We start from the raw sequence: 15,783 nt of genomic DNA, 5'->3' as shown, positions 1-15,783 counted from the left end.
AGCAACTTGATATTATCTAAGCGTCGAAAATGTTACAGCATCTTCGGCGCTTTTCTTTATATATTTATTACATAAGCACTAGGGTTTATTCACATCCATTAGATGTAATAATGATCTGATTTCCATTCATTTCATAACTTGTATTATTACCGAGGCTTTTACAAATAATTTTTAGTTTCTCTGGTAATGGTTGATCACTCAACGAAGTAGTAAGATGGCAATCTTTTAATTTCGAATAAGGAAAATCAATTTTCACCAAATACGCTTGTTCTATTGTCCTAAATATTTGGGTAACTGGAATATCATTAAACTCAAAACTTAATTGTTCGATATTACCTACCGAGTGCGCCAAAGATTCATCTAGTGTGATATCGGTGATTTTATTAAAAGTAAATTCCTCACGTACAAAACGTAGCGCTTGGTTAGGTAATAAAACAACTTCTTCTCCTTTAGAGCTTGATTTTGAATTTGTAATTAATTCGTTAGATTTTACCGTTACTTTTCCTGTACGTACAAGTACCTCAACATTAGGCTGATCAGAATATGCTTTAATCCTGAAACTTGTTCCTACAACTCGGGTAACTATCTCATTGGCGAAGACGAAAAATGGTTTTTTGGGATTCTTACTAATTTCAAAAAAGCCTTCGCCAGATAGATAAACTTTTCTTTCGTTTCCTATAAATATTTTAGGATAACTAAGCTTACTGTTTGGTTTTAACAAAACAGAACTGCCATCAGATAAAGTTATAATTTGTGATTTGTTTGTATTATTGGTTTGTTCTACTAATCCTTCATTATTCTCACTTACCAATTCTTTATAAGTAACAACTTCAGTATTAATAATACTATTTGTGTTGTTGGTATAAAACCAGCTAGCAACTAATCCAAAAAACAAAACTGCTGCAGCTCCACTAAACCAATAATTCTTCCAAAGTTTAAGTACTGGAGAATTTGTAGCTTTTTCAGCAATTTCTTTTCTTTCGATTTTATTCCAAGTAGATTCTAATGCAGATTGAATATCTGCCGGAGATAAAGTAGTTTCTGGAACATTCATGGCTAGCAACCATAATCGTGCTTCTTCTACCAATTTGGCACGTTTAGGATTTTCTAGAGTCCATTCTTCCCAGCGATCAGAATCATCTTCAGATTGTACCCACAATCGAAATGATTCGTCAGCCAAAAAATCTTCTACTTCTGTATAATTGTTACGTTCTTGCATCTAAAAATAAGGTTACAAAAACATAGAGGACACTTTTTTATTTATATACTCACCAAATTATGATTTTTTTTACATTTAATTAAAAAAAACTAAAAAAGGCTTGATGATAACAGCAATAAAAGGGAAAGATTGCCTTTCCATTCTTTGCGAAGATTTAATAAAGCGCGATGCAACAAGTTATTTGCCGATTGATAATTAACATCCAGCATGTCGGCAATTTGCTCCACACTAAGTCCCTCATTATATCTTAAATACAAAGCTTCTTTTTGCCTTCCTGGCAAAGCATTTAATAATTTATTAAGATGTGATACTTTGCCCAACGTTTCTTCATCGGCAATAAGTTGATGCTCTACCGAAAAATCAAATAAAAATTCAATGGAGTCTGTAGATGTTGTTTTACGAAAAATATGATCACGTTCATGAAGTCTGGCAATTCGCTTGCGTACGCTTGATAGCAAATATGCTTTTACAACAACCGAGTCATTTAGTGATTCTCTGTAAACCCAAACATCCGTAAATACATCCTGCACGCAGTCTTGTACTTTTTCGGCAAAGGGAGACAGTGAATTCCCGTAACGAACTAAATGAGCATAATGCTTTTCAAAAAGTAATGAAAAAGCCTTTTCATCTCCCGCTTTCAGATTATTCCATAGTATGGAATCATCAAGAACATCTACTTGTGTTATTGTTTGGCTTTTCATAATTTGGTTTTGGTTAATTGGTAATTTTCAATGCGAATATGCTGACGTACAAGCCAGTCGAAATTCTCATTAAAGTTTTTTGGTTTAAGAATTTTAATGCTAACAAATAAAAACCTACAATTTATTTTTTTGATGAATTGATGTTCTACTGTATTTTTTAATTTATAAGTAGAAGTCAATTTAACAAATGATTTTATTTTTATTAACATTTCAATGAATTTCAATCTTAATAGCATTGCGTTAAATCAAGCAAATACTCTTATTTACAACACTTTACAACCCTTACTATCAGGGGACATTTTAGTAATAGGCTCTTTTTTATTAAACAAAACATCCTAAAACATAAAAGTTAATTTTAACCTTATATTTAATGTTTTATTAACAAACATAAACAATTATGAATAGAAAAATAATTTATAATCACAAATTTTTAAAGAAATGTAACAATCAAAATGAAATTGCATTTTTTTATAGAAATTTACTTTTTTTGAGCATGTAAATTAAAAATTCAATAACTTTAGGTTAACAAATAATCCACCGAAAAAACTGAAAAACCTTAAGGAATATGCCTTGTTAGTAGATAACCACATTCTATAATAATATAATTTCATCTCTCAAAACACGTTAAATACTATAATCTTCTTACAGTTTATACGTTTATCTTGTTGTAAATAATACTGAATATCTCTAACTTATATAATAAAAACCAAGAATATGTGACTTTATAATTTTCGAACAATTTTAAAATTTTAATTATGGCATTTGAATATATAGAAATTGAAAGAGTAGAAAAACTTACAAAAAAAGAATTTATCGAAAACTATTATAAGCCTCAAAAGCCAGTAGTTATAACCAATCAAATAGAAGATTGGCCCGCATTTACAAAATGGAATTTTGATTTTTTAAGAGAAGTTGCAGGCGATAAGACTGTTCCTTTATACGACAATCGTAAAACCGACCATACTAAGAAAGTTAATGAACCAGATTTTACAATGACTATGTCCGAGTATATCGATATACTCGAAAAAGGACCTACACATTTACGCATATTTTTATATAATTTAATGAAAGATGTGCCTTCTATGAAAACCGATATACGATGGCCTAAGTTAGGTCTTCGGTTGATAAAGAGTTTACCGCTAGTTTTTTTTGGAGGTCAGAATGCAAAAGTTTTTATGCATTATGATATTGATTTCCCTAATATATTTCATATTCATTTTCAAGGAAAAAAACAATGTGTTTTAGTAGATCCTAAAGAAACAAAATACATGTATCGTCTTCCCTATTCCTGGATTTGTAATGAAGATATCGATTTTGATAATCCTGATTATGAAAAATTTCCAGCTCTTAAATTAGTAAAACCATATATTACTAATTTGCAACATGGCGAAATGCTTTATATGCCCGAAGGCTGGTGGCATTACATGAAATATACCACTCCGGGATTCTCCTTAAGTCTGCGTTCTTTATCCGGAAGACCTACCAATGTACTAAAGGCATTGACAAATGTAGCCATTATTCGCTATTATGATAACTGGATGCGAAAACGCAAAGGACAAGCCTGGCTGGATTATAAAGACGAAGAATCTATTCGCAGAACAAATGCTTTGCTACAGGAACAATGATTTTACCATTAAGAGATTAAGAAAATTTAAGCTTTGTTCTTAATGTAACTTTATTTCTTAATGGTTCAATTTTTATTTTAAAACAGCTTTAAAACTTTGCGCTCTTTACTGTTAACTTTTTACTTCACAGACTAAAAAATCATAACTTCCTGTCTACAATCCTAAAAGTAAGATTAATTCTTGGCAGAATATCCTTGGTCGTTTTAGGAACCTGATGCTGCCAAAAACTTTGTGTTGTTCCGCCCATCAATAAATATGAACCATGATGTAACGGAATCTCTAATTGTGGAATTTCTTTTTTAAATTTATGTCGCAACTTAAAAATTCTTGTTTCACCAAAACTTACTGAGGCAATAATAGCATCTTTTCCAAAATTTTGCTCCCTGTCGCTATGCCAACTTACTCCATCTTTTCCGTTTCGATATAAATTGAGCAGAACACTATTAAATTTAACTCCTGTCTCTGCTTCTACTCGCTCCTTAATCAGCAATAATTCGGGTGTCCAATCTGGGCGATCTGGTTCTGCACCAATATTATTTTTATCTTCATACCAAGAAATCATTCTAGGCACTTTAAGCGTTTTATCATAAATCTCCATTTCATATTCACGCCATGCTGTTGTGTTTAGCAAAACATTATAATATAAATCAGCCTCTTCTTTTGTAAAAAGAGTATCACACAATATCAATTCTGTATCTGGAAGATCAAAAACCTTTTTCTCTCTATTACCAGTTGTAAATATCTCGGTATCATTAAAAAGTAACATGCTTCATGAATTAAGTGAAATGAACTAATAATTAGTCTCTTTGTTTTTTATACAAAACAAAATTAGTATATATCGTCACAAATTTCATATATTTACTGTGACGAATTATCCCATTAACATATGTCTTTATTTTCTGATAATATTAAATACTTAAGAGCCCGAAAAGAAATTTCACAACGTGAAGTTGCCGAAGGCTTGCTCATATCCCGTGATCGTTATGCCAAATATGAAGATGGAAAAAACTCTCCTCCTCCAGAAATATTAGTAGCCATATCGCGCTTTTTTCATATTAGTATTGATATTTTACTTTCGGTCGAAATGAAAAAGATTCCCATGGGAGAATTGCTAAAACTGGGAGATAATCGGATACTATTGCCTATTACAGTAGACCGAAATGGTGATAATTTAATAGAAATTATTCCGCATAAAGCAAAAGCTGGGTATCTTACTGGTTATGCCGACCCTGAGTTTATAGAAAATCTGCAACATATATCGCTTCCGTTTTTAGGACACGGAAAACACAGGGCTTTTCCTGTAGAGGGCGATTCTATGCCACCTCACGAAAATGGTTCTTTTATAGTTGGGCGTTATATAGAGAATTTAGGCGAAGTCCTGGATGGCAGAACCTATATACTTATTACAAAAACTGATGGTATCGTTTACAAACGTCTTAACAAAAATGGGAAGAATGATTTAATGGCACATTCTGATAATACTTTTTATCCTCCATATTTAGTAAAGGCATCAAATATTCTGGAAATTTGGGAATATGTATGTAATATTGGTCGAAATGATAAAGAGCAAAAATCTTCAGAAATCGACGATGTCAAAACAATGTTTTTGGAATTAAAAAACGAAATTAAAGCATTAAAGAATAGATGATTTTTATGCTATCCCATTTTTCTTTTTAAAGTTGGATATAATATATCTCCAAACTCTTTTATAGCGATTGGCTTGCTTAAAAATTCGGTTACATACTGATTGCTTTTAATACGTTTTATCTCCTCTCTTACTAACGAAGATGAAAGTACGAAGATTTGGGTTTCATATTTTAGATCATCCGAAAGCTTATCGTAAGCCAGCAAAAATTCAAAGCCGTTCATGATTGGCATCTGTATGTCTAAAAGAATAACTAGAGATTGGTTAAAATTCTTCCTATGATTTATAATCCATTCTATTCCCTCTTTACCATTATTAACAGTATTTACATTTGTTACGTCAAGCACTTTTTTTAGTAATTGTTTTATAACAAGTTTATCGATATCACTATCTTCTATTAGCAAAAAAACATATTTAAATTCCATATATAGGTCCTATTTTTTTTTAGAAATATGTTATCAAGTTTATAATTTTAAATCATACGCAGCTCCTATAATTTAGGAATCGTTACAGTAAATTTACTTCCAATTGTAAATTCAGACTCTAACTCAATTGTTCCATTAAGGCTTTTTATAGCTTCTTGTACTATATAAAGACCTAACCCAGACCCTTTATTACTATCTACAACATAAAACATTTCGAATATATGTCCCTTTGATTCTGGTTTAATCCCAATTCCGTTATCAGTTACTTCAATTTTATAAAAATTCCCTTCAAGATAAGTCTTAATCGAGATACGCATTACATCTTTACTTTCATCAGCATACTTTATGGCATTCGACAGCAAATTATTTACAATGATTTTTAGCCTAAGACTATCACTCTGAACTTTGTCTGCCATAATATCTATATCAAGCATAATACGATCTGCATTTTTTATATGGGTATGCTGTATTATTGCTCCTTCAAATAAACTTACCAGACTTACGGTTTCAAAAACAACATCTTTCCTTTTATTTTTAGAGTAGTCAATAATATCATTTATAAACTGATCTTGCTTAATTAAGCTTTGACTCATCAGGTTCAGATATTCTCTTATCTGCTCTAAGTCGTCTTCCATTTGTGTAATCTCGATTAATCCTTTAAGCGAAGTAATCGGAGATCTTAAATCATGTGAAGCACTATAAACAAATCTATCTAGTTCTTTATTTGCAAGCGTTAAATTTTCATTCTTAACTTCAATTTCTCTTTTTGATGCTATTATCCTTTTTACCATTATCGAATAGTAAATGCAAACACTACTTATAATGATTAGAATAAAGAATATATTCGTGAAAATTAATCGATCCTTAATTGTTCGTGTTCCCTCACCTAAGGTATTCGAAAAATTACGCTCATTTATGGTTAACCTATCACTTATTATACTAATTAAGCTTAGAAAAGCTTTTTGATCCTCAGGCTTTAAACTAGAACTCTTTATTTTTTTATCAATCTCTTTTCCTATCTCAGCTATCTGATTAATTAATTGATCGGCTTGCTCCCATTCTTTGATTGCTTTGGCTAAAAAAGAAACTGATCTAAAGTTTCTAAACAGCCATATCATATCGTCTAAATCCTTTTCGTGATTGCGTCCGTCTCTTAATCCTTTTTTAATGATTTTAATATCTCCATTAACTAAAAGTAAGATTCTGGCAATCCCATCACCTTGCGGAACCTTTAATTCTTCTTCGTAAAGCTTCCATTGCTCTTTATCTCCTGTGTACAAATACGTAATAAGATGTCTTACTGCGTCTTTCTGTCCTTTTGAATAATGTGATTCCCCATTAACATAAGCTCTGTTAGCAGATAAAATCTTGATGGTAAAAAAGTTAATAAAAATTAATAATGTACATGATAAAAATACTATAAGTAAAAGAATGTAGACATTAGGAAGTTTTAGGTTTTCTATAATTTTGTTATTCGGCATATTTTAAATAAATCATTTAGAGGCGACATTTAATACCAAGCAATTTTAAATCAATCTAAAATTAAGCATTTATTATACAATTCTAACAAAAATAAAAATCTTAAATAATATATTTAACAAGTCTTATTTTATGTATAATACTAATTTAACTATTATAGTAAAAAAAATGCATGCTGTAAATCAAGCTATAAAGTGCAATTAGCCCTAAAAATTAACATTTTATTGTTATTCTACTTAACCCATAGATTTTAATATAAACTAAATCTGACTTACATTTGCATCATAATTTAAAGGTCACAAATAAATAAGAAGAGCTAAATCATTTTTAATTCTCTAATAATTAAGTGCTTCCTTTACATTATTTAATGATTACAAATAGCTAGAATATGATAGAATTAAAAAATATAACCAAGAAATTTCACAAAACCGGGAGGGAGATTACTGCACTAAAAGGTGTATCTCTGCATGTACCCGAAGGTAAAATTTTTGGTGTAATTGGTACTTCGGGAGCAGGAAAAAGTACACTTATACGTTGTATTAACTTATTAGAAAAACCAACTTCAGGAGATGTAATCGTTGGAGGGAAATCGTTATTACAACTATCTAATGCCGAATTGGCTCAGGAAAGAAGACAAATCGGAATGATTTTTCAGCATTTTAATTTACTATCATCCAGAACTGTTTTTGATAATGTCGCTTTTCCATTGGAATTAGCCGGGGTTTCTAAAAATCAAATTAAAGACCGAGTAAAAGAATTATTAGAGCTTGTAGGTCTTGAAGAAAAAATAAATGATTATCCAGCAAGTCTTTCTGGTGGTCAAAAACAACGTGTTGCCATTGCAAGAACTTTAGCAAACAATCCTAAAGTATTACTATGTGATGAAGCTACAAGTGCACTGGATCCTGGAACTACAAGATCTATTCTAAACTTATTAAAAGACATTAATAAACGCTTAAATATTACCATATTACTTATTACACACCAAATGGAAGTTGTAAAAGCAATTTGCGATGAAGTTGCTGTAATTAGTAATGGTGAATTAATTGAGCAAGGAACAATTGGCGAAATATTTGCAAATCCTAAGCATGCTCTAACAAGCGAATTTATTGCCTCTTCGTTACATATTGATATTCCAGATTTATATCAGGAACGTCTTTCGGCAGTGTATAAAAAAGGACTGAATCCTTTATTGCGTTTGGAGTTAAACGGTAAATCGGTAAATGAACCTATTCTTACTCAAGCAGCAAGAAAATTTAATGTTAATGCTAATATTATAACGGCTCAAACTGCATTTGCTGGCGATGTAAATTTTGGAATTCTTATTGTAGAACTTTCAGGTGATGAAAGTGAGCAAAACCAAGCAATTAATTTTTTTAAAGAGAAACATATTAAAACTGAAATATTAGGCTATGTCTGAATCTATTATAACATTATTATTAAAAGGTACATTAGAAACCATTACCATGACTTTGCTTTCTGGTTTCTTTGGTTTTCTTTTAGGTCTTCCGGCAGGTATATTTTTATTCCTAACACGCAAAGGGCAAATTATGGAGCATGTTTTATTTAACCGAATTTTATCGGTTGTTGTAAACATATTCAGATCAATTCCTTTCATTATTTTAATCGTTTGGATGATTCCTTTTACCAGAGCATTGGTAGGAACTTCTATCGGAGTAAGTGCTGCATTGGTACCGCTTAGTATTGGAGCTGCACCTTTTATCGCAAGATTAGTCGAAAACAGTCTTTTAGGCTTACCTTCGGGATTAATAGAAGCTGCGAGAGCATTAGGAGCAACTCCTTTTCAGATTGTTTACAAAGTATTATTGCCAGAAGCACTTCCGTCGATTATCAATGCTGCTTCAATTACCTTAATTACACTTGTAGGTTATTCTGCAATGGGCGGTGCTGTAGGTGCTGGTGGTTTAGGACAAATTGGGTATCAATATGGTTATATCGGTTATGATGCTACAATCATGAATACTGTATTAGTTCTTCTTGTTGCGCTTGTATTTATCATACAATTTGCAGGAGATGCACTTTCTAAACGCTTTGATCACAGATAAAAAAATAATTTTAATATTAAAATAAGAACATGAATACAAGAAATAAATTTTCAATACTAGCCGGAATAGCATTACTTACATTAGTATTTGCAAACTGTGGAAAAGAGAAAAAAAACGATCCTAATCATATCATAGTTGGAGTTGCTGCAGGACCAGAATTTGCAGTTGCTCAAGCAGCTCAAAAAGTGGCAAAAGAAAAATACGGACTGGATGTAGAACTTATTACATTTAACGATTATGTGGTTCCCAACGAAGCATTAAATCAAGGTGATATTGATGTAAACGCTTTTCAGCACAAGCCTTATCTTGACGAACAATCTAAACAAAGAGGTTATAAACTAGCTATTATCGGAAAAACTTTTGTTTATCCTATCGCTGGATATTCTAAAAAAATAAAAACGCTGGCCGAATTACAGCCAGAAAGCACTATTATAATTCCTAATGACCCAACCAATGGTGGTCGTTCGTTATTATTATTGCAAAAAAATGGTCTTATAAAACTTAAAGATGGTGTTGGGCTTCTGCCAAAAGTAACTGATATTGCAGAAAACCCTAAGAACCTAAAAATAATGGAACTAGAAGCACCACAAATAGCCAGAGCGCTAGATGATGCTAATGTAACTATTGCGATTATCAACAATACATTCTCTTCTCAAGCTGGTCTTGTACCATCTAAAGATGCTATATTTGTAGAAGATAAAGATTCTCCTTACGTAAACTTAATCGTTTCCAGAGAGGATAATAAAAACGAAGAAAAGGTTCAAAAATTCCTTAAAGCATTCCAATCTGAAGAAGTAGAAAAAGCTGCTGAAAAAGAATTTAAAGGTGGCGCCGTTAAGGGCTGGTAGGTTTTAGTATTCAGTCGCAGTATTTAGTACCAGTACTCAGTTGCAGTTACAGTAAAAGGCAGATATTGTATCAATATCTGCCTTTTACTTTTTCTACTTTCTACACAATCCACTGAAAACTGCCACTGGTACTAAATACTGCGACTGAAAACTGCGACTGAAAACTGTCACTAAAAACTCACTTGCATGATTAGCTTCTTGCCTTTTGTTTTATTCAAGCGAAGTATCTCGTGTGCTTTGGTTACAGTTTCAATATTTAACTCCCCGATAATTTCAATATTTGGCGGAGTTACGGATTCCTTTTCTATTAATCGAACCATCTCTGATAATCCATTTTTATAATACCCATACTCTTTTTCTAAAGAATAGGTGTAATTAGAAATATTCATAATTATAGCTCCTTTATTAAATAGCGTTTCTCTGGATTCTTCGGTAGAAAGTGCAGTGACATCCAGAAACGTTCCATTTGATTTTAAAAGCTTGGCTGCAATTTCTCCTATTTTATTTCCGACTAAATCCACTACAAAATCAAACTTTTGCTGGTTATTTTTTGCTAAAGCAAAAGTTGCTACATCATCTGTTTTATAATTAATAATTTGACTCTCCTTTACTCCTATTTCTTTTAATGATTGAATGCTTTCTTCATTTCCGGCTGTAACAATAAAGTTTGAGAATTTATTTGCTAAGAGAATTTTCACCAGCATTGCACCAACTCCTCCTGCTGCACCAGTTATTAAAACCGAATCGGAATTTTGTAATTTCATTCGGTTAAAAGATTGCAAGGCTGTTAATCCTGCCGAAGGAATCCCTGCTGCTTGCGCAAAAGATAAAAAGTCTGGTTTATGTATTACAACAGATTCTCTAATAGCGATATATTCGGCATAAGTTCCATTCGAACCCATACTTCCTGAACCTGAAAACACGGCATCGCCGACTTTAAAATCTTTAACATTTTCTCCAACTTCAGCTACAATACCCGAAAGTTCTCGTCCTAAAATTGGAGAATGCATTAGTTTTCTTTCCAGTTCATTTTCTAACATCTGATAATCGATTGGATTAAATCCCGAAGCGATAATCTTTATCAATAATTCACCTTCTTTTATTGTTGGCGTATTTACATTTTCTAAATGTAATTTACCTTCTTTATCTGCTATAATTGCTTTCATATTTATCGATTTAAAACACAAAAATATTCTGAATATCATTTATATTTACTATCCGTTAACTAATGGTTACTAGTTACCTTAAAGAAACTATTATGGCAAAAATTAAAAGAGATGGTGTTTTGCGTGAAGCAAATTGTACAGAGGAACTACTTGCAATGCGAGATAGTCTGGACGTTTTGGGAGGAAAATGGAAACTGATGATTTTAAGATTCTTAACGAACAGAACGCATCAAGTTATTCATTTTAAAAAAATGCAACGCGAAATTGAAGGAATCTCTGCTAAAATGTTGAGTAAAGAACTCAAAGACTTAGAGGTTAATTTGCTTATTACAAGAGTGGTTCAGGATACTAGACCAATTACTGTTGCTTACTCAGTTACTGAATACGGAAAATCAGTTTTACCCGTTACCGAAACCTTGGTACAATGGGGATTAAACCATCGTGAAAAAATTATTGAATCGATTTAATTAGTTAAGTCTAGCGTTTTGATAACTACAATAATCAGAATTCCCATTAATGCCATTCCGAATAAATAATCGGCTATTGTTTCTAATTTTCTCTCTAATTTTTCTTTTAATGTCTTAATAGATAAAAAGGAAAAGAAGCAGGAAAAAATAAGAAATATAGCTATGATCGATGTGAATTCGTCTATATAAGTCGTTTCTGATTTATCTGTGATATGCAAAGACGTTATAACAATCAGGCAAAAACCCAAAAGATTTGCCGATGTGTTTAATATATGTTGTGAGGTTTTATTAGCCATATCGTAATCATTTTAATTACAAAATTATAAAGCTACATTTTTATTATGAAGAAGGAGCAATTGTTAATTGATAATTATTAATTGTTAATTATTGACGCTCAAGATGGTGTAAAATTGGACCAAAGGTTCTCTGTAGAGACGCACCGCAGTGCGTCTACGCAATAAGAGTTAATACGTAAAAGTAACCTACTTCGAAAGCGGAGTCTAAGCCCCGTAAGCCCTTCTCCCGAAGTTTCGGGACGCTCAGGGTGACATGCGGTTAGTTTATGGTGTAACATCTTTACTTCTTAACTCACAAGAAACTCAACAAAGATTGTCGAGCTACTCGTGGAGATTGCTTCGCCAGTTCGCTATCGCTCGTGTCTTCCTTTGTCAGGAAGACAAGTTTGGGGGTTAGTTTATGTGTAAACCTATATTGCGTAGACGCACTGCGGTGCGTCTCTACAGAAAACCTTTGGGACACTAAACCTTTGTTTCTCAAAACTCTGAACCTTTATTAAAAAACCTCCCCCGCAATCATTTTTCCATTAAAAAACACGCCTTCTCTTTTTGGCAAACGGGCAACTGCTTCGGCTGAACAACTTGCTTTTACCAGAATAAAATTAGCATCATTTCCTACTGCTGGCCATACTCTGGTTCCTGCGTCGTTAAGAGGTAATATCTCGTTTGTAGTGGCAATATGCAAGGCACGACTTAGGCTATATTCGTCTGTCCAACCATAGAGTTGTGCACATAATTTTGCTTTTTCGAGCATATCACAAGTCCCAAAAGGCATCCAGTGATCAACGATACTATCTGTACCTGTCATTAATTTTACACCGTATTTTTTTAAAGTCGGAATTGGCATAATTGTTCTTCCGATAGGAATTGTAGAAACAACTCCTATACCAAGTGCTCCCATTTGTTCAGCTACTTTTTCCAGATCTTTGGGTTCCATTTTTGCAAGAGCAAAACCATGGCTTATATATGTTTTTCCTTGTAGTTGTTTGTTTTCTTCGGTTCTTTTAATAATATACTCTATAGCGGCTTGCCCTGACGGAAGTCCTTCGTGCAAATGGATATCTATCCCTTTATTGGTATCTATTGCAATTTGAAACATGGTATCCAGCGATTTTTCCATATTACCATCTACACTTGTTGGATCTAATCCGCCTATGAAGTCTACTCCCATTGCAGCAGCTTCTCGTAGCAATGGTTCTGATTGTGAGTATAAAATTCCGTGTTGCGGAAAAGCTACAATTTCCCACCCAAAACTATCTTTATTTTTATCTAATGCTGCAAGCAAATGTTCTAAACTTTTAAGTCCGCTAACAGGATCAATATTACATTGACAACGGGCAAAATAACTCCCTTGGCTTTGCATTAGTTTAATGGCTTCTTCTGCTTTATGCTGAGAATCTGTAAGCAATTGTGGTATAATCTTTTGCTCCAGGGTTATCATATCTTTTACGGTATATCCTTTTCTTGGCGCAGCATTCCAGTTTCCTCCGTAATAGGTTTTATCAATATGAATGTGCATATCACGTAATCCCGGAAGCATCAGAAGTCCTTTGGCATCAACCGTTTTTAATTTTGTAACTGGTTTGCCTGTAGTAATATTTTTTATTTTACCATCGGCAATATGTAAATTATATAAACTCGTTTTGGTAGCTACTACTTCGTTTTTATCGTTGTATTCAAAACCTTCTTCTAGTCTTACATTAACTAAAATATATTCTTTTAAATCCTTATTTTTTTTATCCTCAGCTTCTGTTTGTGTCATTGCTGTAGCGCCAATTCCAGAAAACAATGCAGCTCCTGTTGCAGCAGCTCCAAGTCCTAAGAATTTTTTTCGGCTTATTATATTCTCTTCCATAAATTATATTTTATTTTGCTCCGGCTTGTTGTAGTATTTTAATCATTTCTGTATAACCTAATTTCTTAGCATGTCCTAATGGTGTTACGCCGTACTTATCGCCAATATTTACATTACAACCACCATCTATTAAAGCTTTCACGATATTTACATGCACTGGCCCGCCATCGCTAAGCAAAACTGCTTCTAACAATGCTGTCCATCTTAAATTATTAATATGGTCTATAGGAAAGTTTGGTGTATTTACTAAAAGTTTTACCACCTCTAGATGTCCTTTTTCTGCTGCTGGAATAAGTGCTGAACCTCCATAACGATTATATACTCTGAAATTTGCTCCATGTTGCAAAGCTAGTTTTACGACTTCAAGATTTCCTTCTGCACCAGCGTATAAAAACGGACTATTTAGCATATTATCTTGCGCATTTACATCGGCACCTGCTTTAATTAATAATCTTGCTATTTCGTTATTATTATCATAAACAGCTCTCATTAAAGGGGTTTCACCTTCTTTGTTTTTTATTTCTAATAAGGGTTTCTCTTTTAAAAGTGTAGTTACACTAACAACATCTCTGGTTTCGACTGCTTCAAAAAGTGTTTTACTATTCATTTTTTCTGTTTTTATATCTGCTTGTTTAGAAGAACATCCGGCTAATAGCAGGATATTCAAAACTAAACAGTATAGCAAATTGCATCTGTTTTGTATTTTTTCCATATTTTTTTAAAATCATAATTGCTTCTGCAAACAATAATTATTTATCATTTACAAAAATCGCTTAGAATTTTAAACAGCAATGGTATTTTTAATGAGAAGGATGGTAAAGATTATAACTTTCTTTAAAATCGCCTGGTGTTTTCCCAGCATATTTCTTAAATACTTTACTAAAATAGCCATTATCATTAAAGCCTAATTGATACGCTATTTCTTTTATGGATAAGTCGGTGCTTGTAAGCAATCGTTTGGCTTCGAGAATTGTTCGCTCTTTTATTACATCACTGGCTGATGTTTTTAAGAACTTTTGGGAAAGGATATTAAGATAGTTTGGTGTAATGTTGAGTTTATTGGCATAAAAATTTACTGAGGTTTCTGTTTGAAAATTTTTATCTATTAGTGTATTGAAGTTTTTTATAACTTTTTCTGGTCTTGCCGAAAAACTATATTCTGGAAATTGTTTGAGATAGTCTTTTTGCAATAGCTTAAATAATAAATGCAATCGAAGTAAAACTGTTTCTTTTGTAAGCAAATCATTTTGAGGTAATGCAATTTCTATTTCATGCAAATGCTTTTTAAATTCTTGAAATTCTTCTTGAGTTAAAGAAAGACAAGATGGTACGCTTTGCTCAAAAAATGGAAGTTGTGATAAATTTGAAAAAATAGTGATTATCTCTGATGATACCATAAGCTGGAATCCTGTTGTATTTACATTAAGCGACCAATTATGTACTTGCCCTGGTCGTATAAAATATACCTGATTATCGGCTACTGTATGTTGTGTAAAATCTATGCTATGAAATCCTGAACCTTTCTCTACAAAGAACACCATATAAAAATCATGTTTATGTGGTTGCTCGAATGCATTACGTCCTTTTACACTATGCTGAAATAGTGTAATACCCAAAGTTTCTTCGCCAAGTATATTGCCTACTGATAAAGTGGGAATAGGAAATTTGTTCAAGTGTATGGTATATTAGTTATGTATTTTCAAAAATATATAAATAAAGTTATAAAGTCCCACTATCAGTGCTCTTTTCTGAGATTAGCTGTTTTGCCGTTATTAATTACGAGTACTTTCTACTTTTAATCTATTATCTAAAAACTTAAGCAAATAATTATATATACATCAAAGAACTCTATTTTTTTTTATCTAATTCATATAAATATCTGTAAATCAATATTATACATACAAATATCACAAGAAACATGTCGAAATAAATAAAAAAACAACTACATTTGATTCACTACCACACTGATACTTAAATATTTAAAATAGTAT

The 15,783-nt window shown here is 32.2% G+C and carries 16 protein-coding genes; 6 read left to right on the top strand and 10 right to left on the bottom strand.

The window, feature by feature from the left end:
- Window positions 1–85: 85 nt before the first annotated feature.
- Window positions 86–1,219 carry a FecR family protein gene (locus ACJ6WR_RS19900; protein ID WP_409416241.1) on the bottom strand — a complete coding sequence of 378 codons (1,134 nt, stop codon included), beginning with the start codon at window positions 1,217–1,219 and terminating at the stop codon, window positions 86–88.
- A gap of 89 nt (window positions 1,220–1,308) precedes the next feature.
- On the bottom strand, window positions 1,309–1,920 hold the full coding sequence (locus ACJ6WR_RS19895; RefSeq protein ID WP_039114026.1) for an RNA polymerase sigma factor: 612 nt from the start codon (window positions 1,918–1,920) through the stop codon (window positions 1,309–1,311).
- 755 nt (window positions 1,921–2,675) lie between these two features.
- Here ACJ6WR_RS19895 and ACJ6WR_RS19890 point away from each other — a divergent pair.
- On the top strand, window positions 2,676–3,545 hold the full coding sequence (locus tag ACJ6WR_RS19890) for a cupin-like domain-containing protein (RefSeq protein WP_039119115.1): 870 nt from the start codon (window positions 2,676–2,678) through the stop codon (window positions 3,543–3,545).
- 139 nt (window positions 3,546–3,684) lie between these two features.
- On the opposite strand, the gene ACJ6WR_RS19885 is transcribed toward ACJ6WR_RS19890, so the two are convergent.
- Complete coding sequence (locus ACJ6WR_RS19885) at window positions 3,685–4,311, bottom strand: alpha-ketoglutarate-dependent dioxygenase AlkB family protein (RefSeq protein WP_409416240.1); 627 nt, start codon at window positions 4,309–4,311, stop codon at window positions 3,685–3,687.
- Window positions 4,312–4,431: 120 nt separating this feature from the next.
- Here ACJ6WR_RS19885 and ACJ6WR_RS19880 point away from each other — a divergent pair, with 120 nt between their 5' ends.
- Window positions 4,432–5,193: an XRE family transcriptional regulator gene (locus ACJ6WR_RS19880; RefSeq protein WP_086895864.1), complete on the top strand. Its 762-nt coding sequence runs from the start codon at window positions 4,432–4,434 to the stop codon at window positions 5,191–5,193.
- Between the two features lie 8 nt (window positions 5,194–5,201).
- On the opposite strand, the gene ACJ6WR_RS19875 is transcribed toward ACJ6WR_RS19880, so the two are convergent.
- Together ACJ6WR_RS19875 and ACJ6WR_RS19870 are read right to left on the bottom strand one after the other, a co-directional pair.
- The gene (locus ACJ6WR_RS19875; protein WP_409416239.1) at window positions 5,202–5,594 is read right to left on the bottom strand and encodes a response regulator; all 393 of its coding nucleotides are present in this window, start codon (window positions 5,592–5,594) and stop codon (window positions 5,202–5,204) included.
- 86 nt (window positions 5,595–5,680) lie between these two features.
- Window positions 5,681–7,096: a sensor histidine kinase gene (locus ACJ6WR_RS19870; protein WP_409416238.1), complete on the bottom strand. Its 1,416-nt coding sequence runs from the start codon at window positions 7,094–7,096 to the stop codon at window positions 5,681–5,683.
- A gap of 386 nt (window positions 7,097–7,482) precedes the next feature.
- Between ACJ6WR_RS19870 and metN the strand changes: the two genes are divergently transcribed.
- The 3 genes from metN to metQ are packed head-to-tail and all read left to right on the top strand — an operon-like array spanning window position 7,483 to window position 10,008.
- A complete protein-coding gene (gene metN / locus ACJ6WR_RS19865; protein ID WP_409416237.1) occupies window positions 7,483–8,514 on the top strand; it encodes a methionine ABC transporter ATP-binding protein MetN in 1,032 nt (343 codons plus the stop codon).
- The gene (metI, locus tag ACJ6WR_RS19860; RefSeq protein ID WP_039114016.1) at window positions 8,507–9,160 is read left to right on the top strand and encodes a methionine ABC transporter permease MetI; all 654 of its coding nucleotides are present in this window, start codon (window positions 8,507–8,509) and stop codon (window positions 9,158–9,160) included. The genes metN and metI overlap by 8 nt, the downstream gene beginning before the upstream one ends.
- Window positions 9,161–9,189: 29 nt before the next feature.
- A complete protein-coding gene (metQ, locus tag ACJ6WR_RS19855) occupies window positions 9,190–10,008 on the top strand; it encodes a methionine ABC transporter substrate-binding lipoprotein MetQ (RefSeq protein ID WP_409416236.1) in 819 nt (272 codons plus the stop codon).
- 170 nt (window positions 10,009–10,178) lie between these two features.
- Here the strand turns inward: metQ and ACJ6WR_RS19850 are convergent, their stop codons facing one another.
- The gene (locus tag ACJ6WR_RS19850) at window positions 10,179–11,174 is read right to left on the bottom strand and encodes an NADP-dependent oxidoreductase (RefSeq protein WP_409416235.1); all 996 of its coding nucleotides are present in this window, start codon (window positions 11,172–11,174) and stop codon (window positions 10,179–10,181) included.
- 92 nt (window positions 11,175–11,266) lie between these two features.
- On the opposite strand from ACJ6WR_RS19850, the gene ACJ6WR_RS19845 reads away from it, so the two are divergent.
- Entirely contained in the window at window positions 11,267–11,641 is a 375-nt protein-coding gene (locus tag ACJ6WR_RS19845) for a winged helix-turn-helix transcriptional regulator (RefSeq protein WP_035627884.1), read from the top strand.
- Here ACJ6WR_RS19845 and ACJ6WR_RS19840 read toward each other — a convergent pair.
- The 4 genes from ACJ6WR_RS19840 to ACJ6WR_RS19825 all read right to left on the bottom strand — a co-directional run bounded on the left by ACJ6WR_RS19840 (window position 11,638) and on the right by ACJ6WR_RS19825 (window position 15,465).
- The gene (locus ACJ6WR_RS19840) at window positions 11,638–11,937 is read right to left on the bottom strand and encodes a hypothetical protein (protein ID WP_409416234.1); all 300 of its coding nucleotides are present in this window, start codon (window positions 11,935–11,937) and stop codon (window positions 11,638–11,640) included. The two genes, ACJ6WR_RS19845 and ACJ6WR_RS19840, sit on opposite strands and share 4 nt — an antisense overlap.
- 496 nt (window positions 11,938–12,433) lie before the next feature.
- Window positions 12,434–13,792 (bottom strand): amidohydrolase, encoded by a 1,359-nt coding sequence (locus ACJ6WR_RS19835; RefSeq protein WP_409416233.1) that lies wholly within the window; start codon window positions 13,790–13,792, stop codon window positions 12,434–12,436.
- Between the two features lie 10 nt (window positions 13,793–13,802).
- Window positions 13,803–14,504 carry an ankyrin repeat domain-containing protein gene (locus ACJ6WR_RS19830; RefSeq protein ID WP_409416232.1) on the bottom strand — a complete coding sequence of 234 codons (702 nt, stop codon included), beginning with the start codon at window positions 14,502–14,504 and terminating at the stop codon, window positions 13,803–13,805.
- Between the two features lie 88 nt (window positions 14,505–14,592).
- On the bottom strand, window positions 14,593–15,465 hold the full coding sequence (locus ACJ6WR_RS19825; protein ID WP_052259454.1) for an AraC family transcriptional regulator: 873 nt from the start codon (window positions 15,463–15,465) through the stop codon (window positions 14,593–14,595).
- Window positions 15,466–15,783 lie beyond the last annotated feature (318 nt).

Source organism: Flavobacterium sp. PS2, assembly GCF_046250155.1.
In the GTDB taxonomy this organism is placed as follows: Bacteria; Bacteroidota; Bacteroidia; order Flavobacteriales; family Flavobacteriaceae; genus Flavobacterium.
This window is presented reverse-complemented; position numbering and strand designations above follow the sequence as displayed.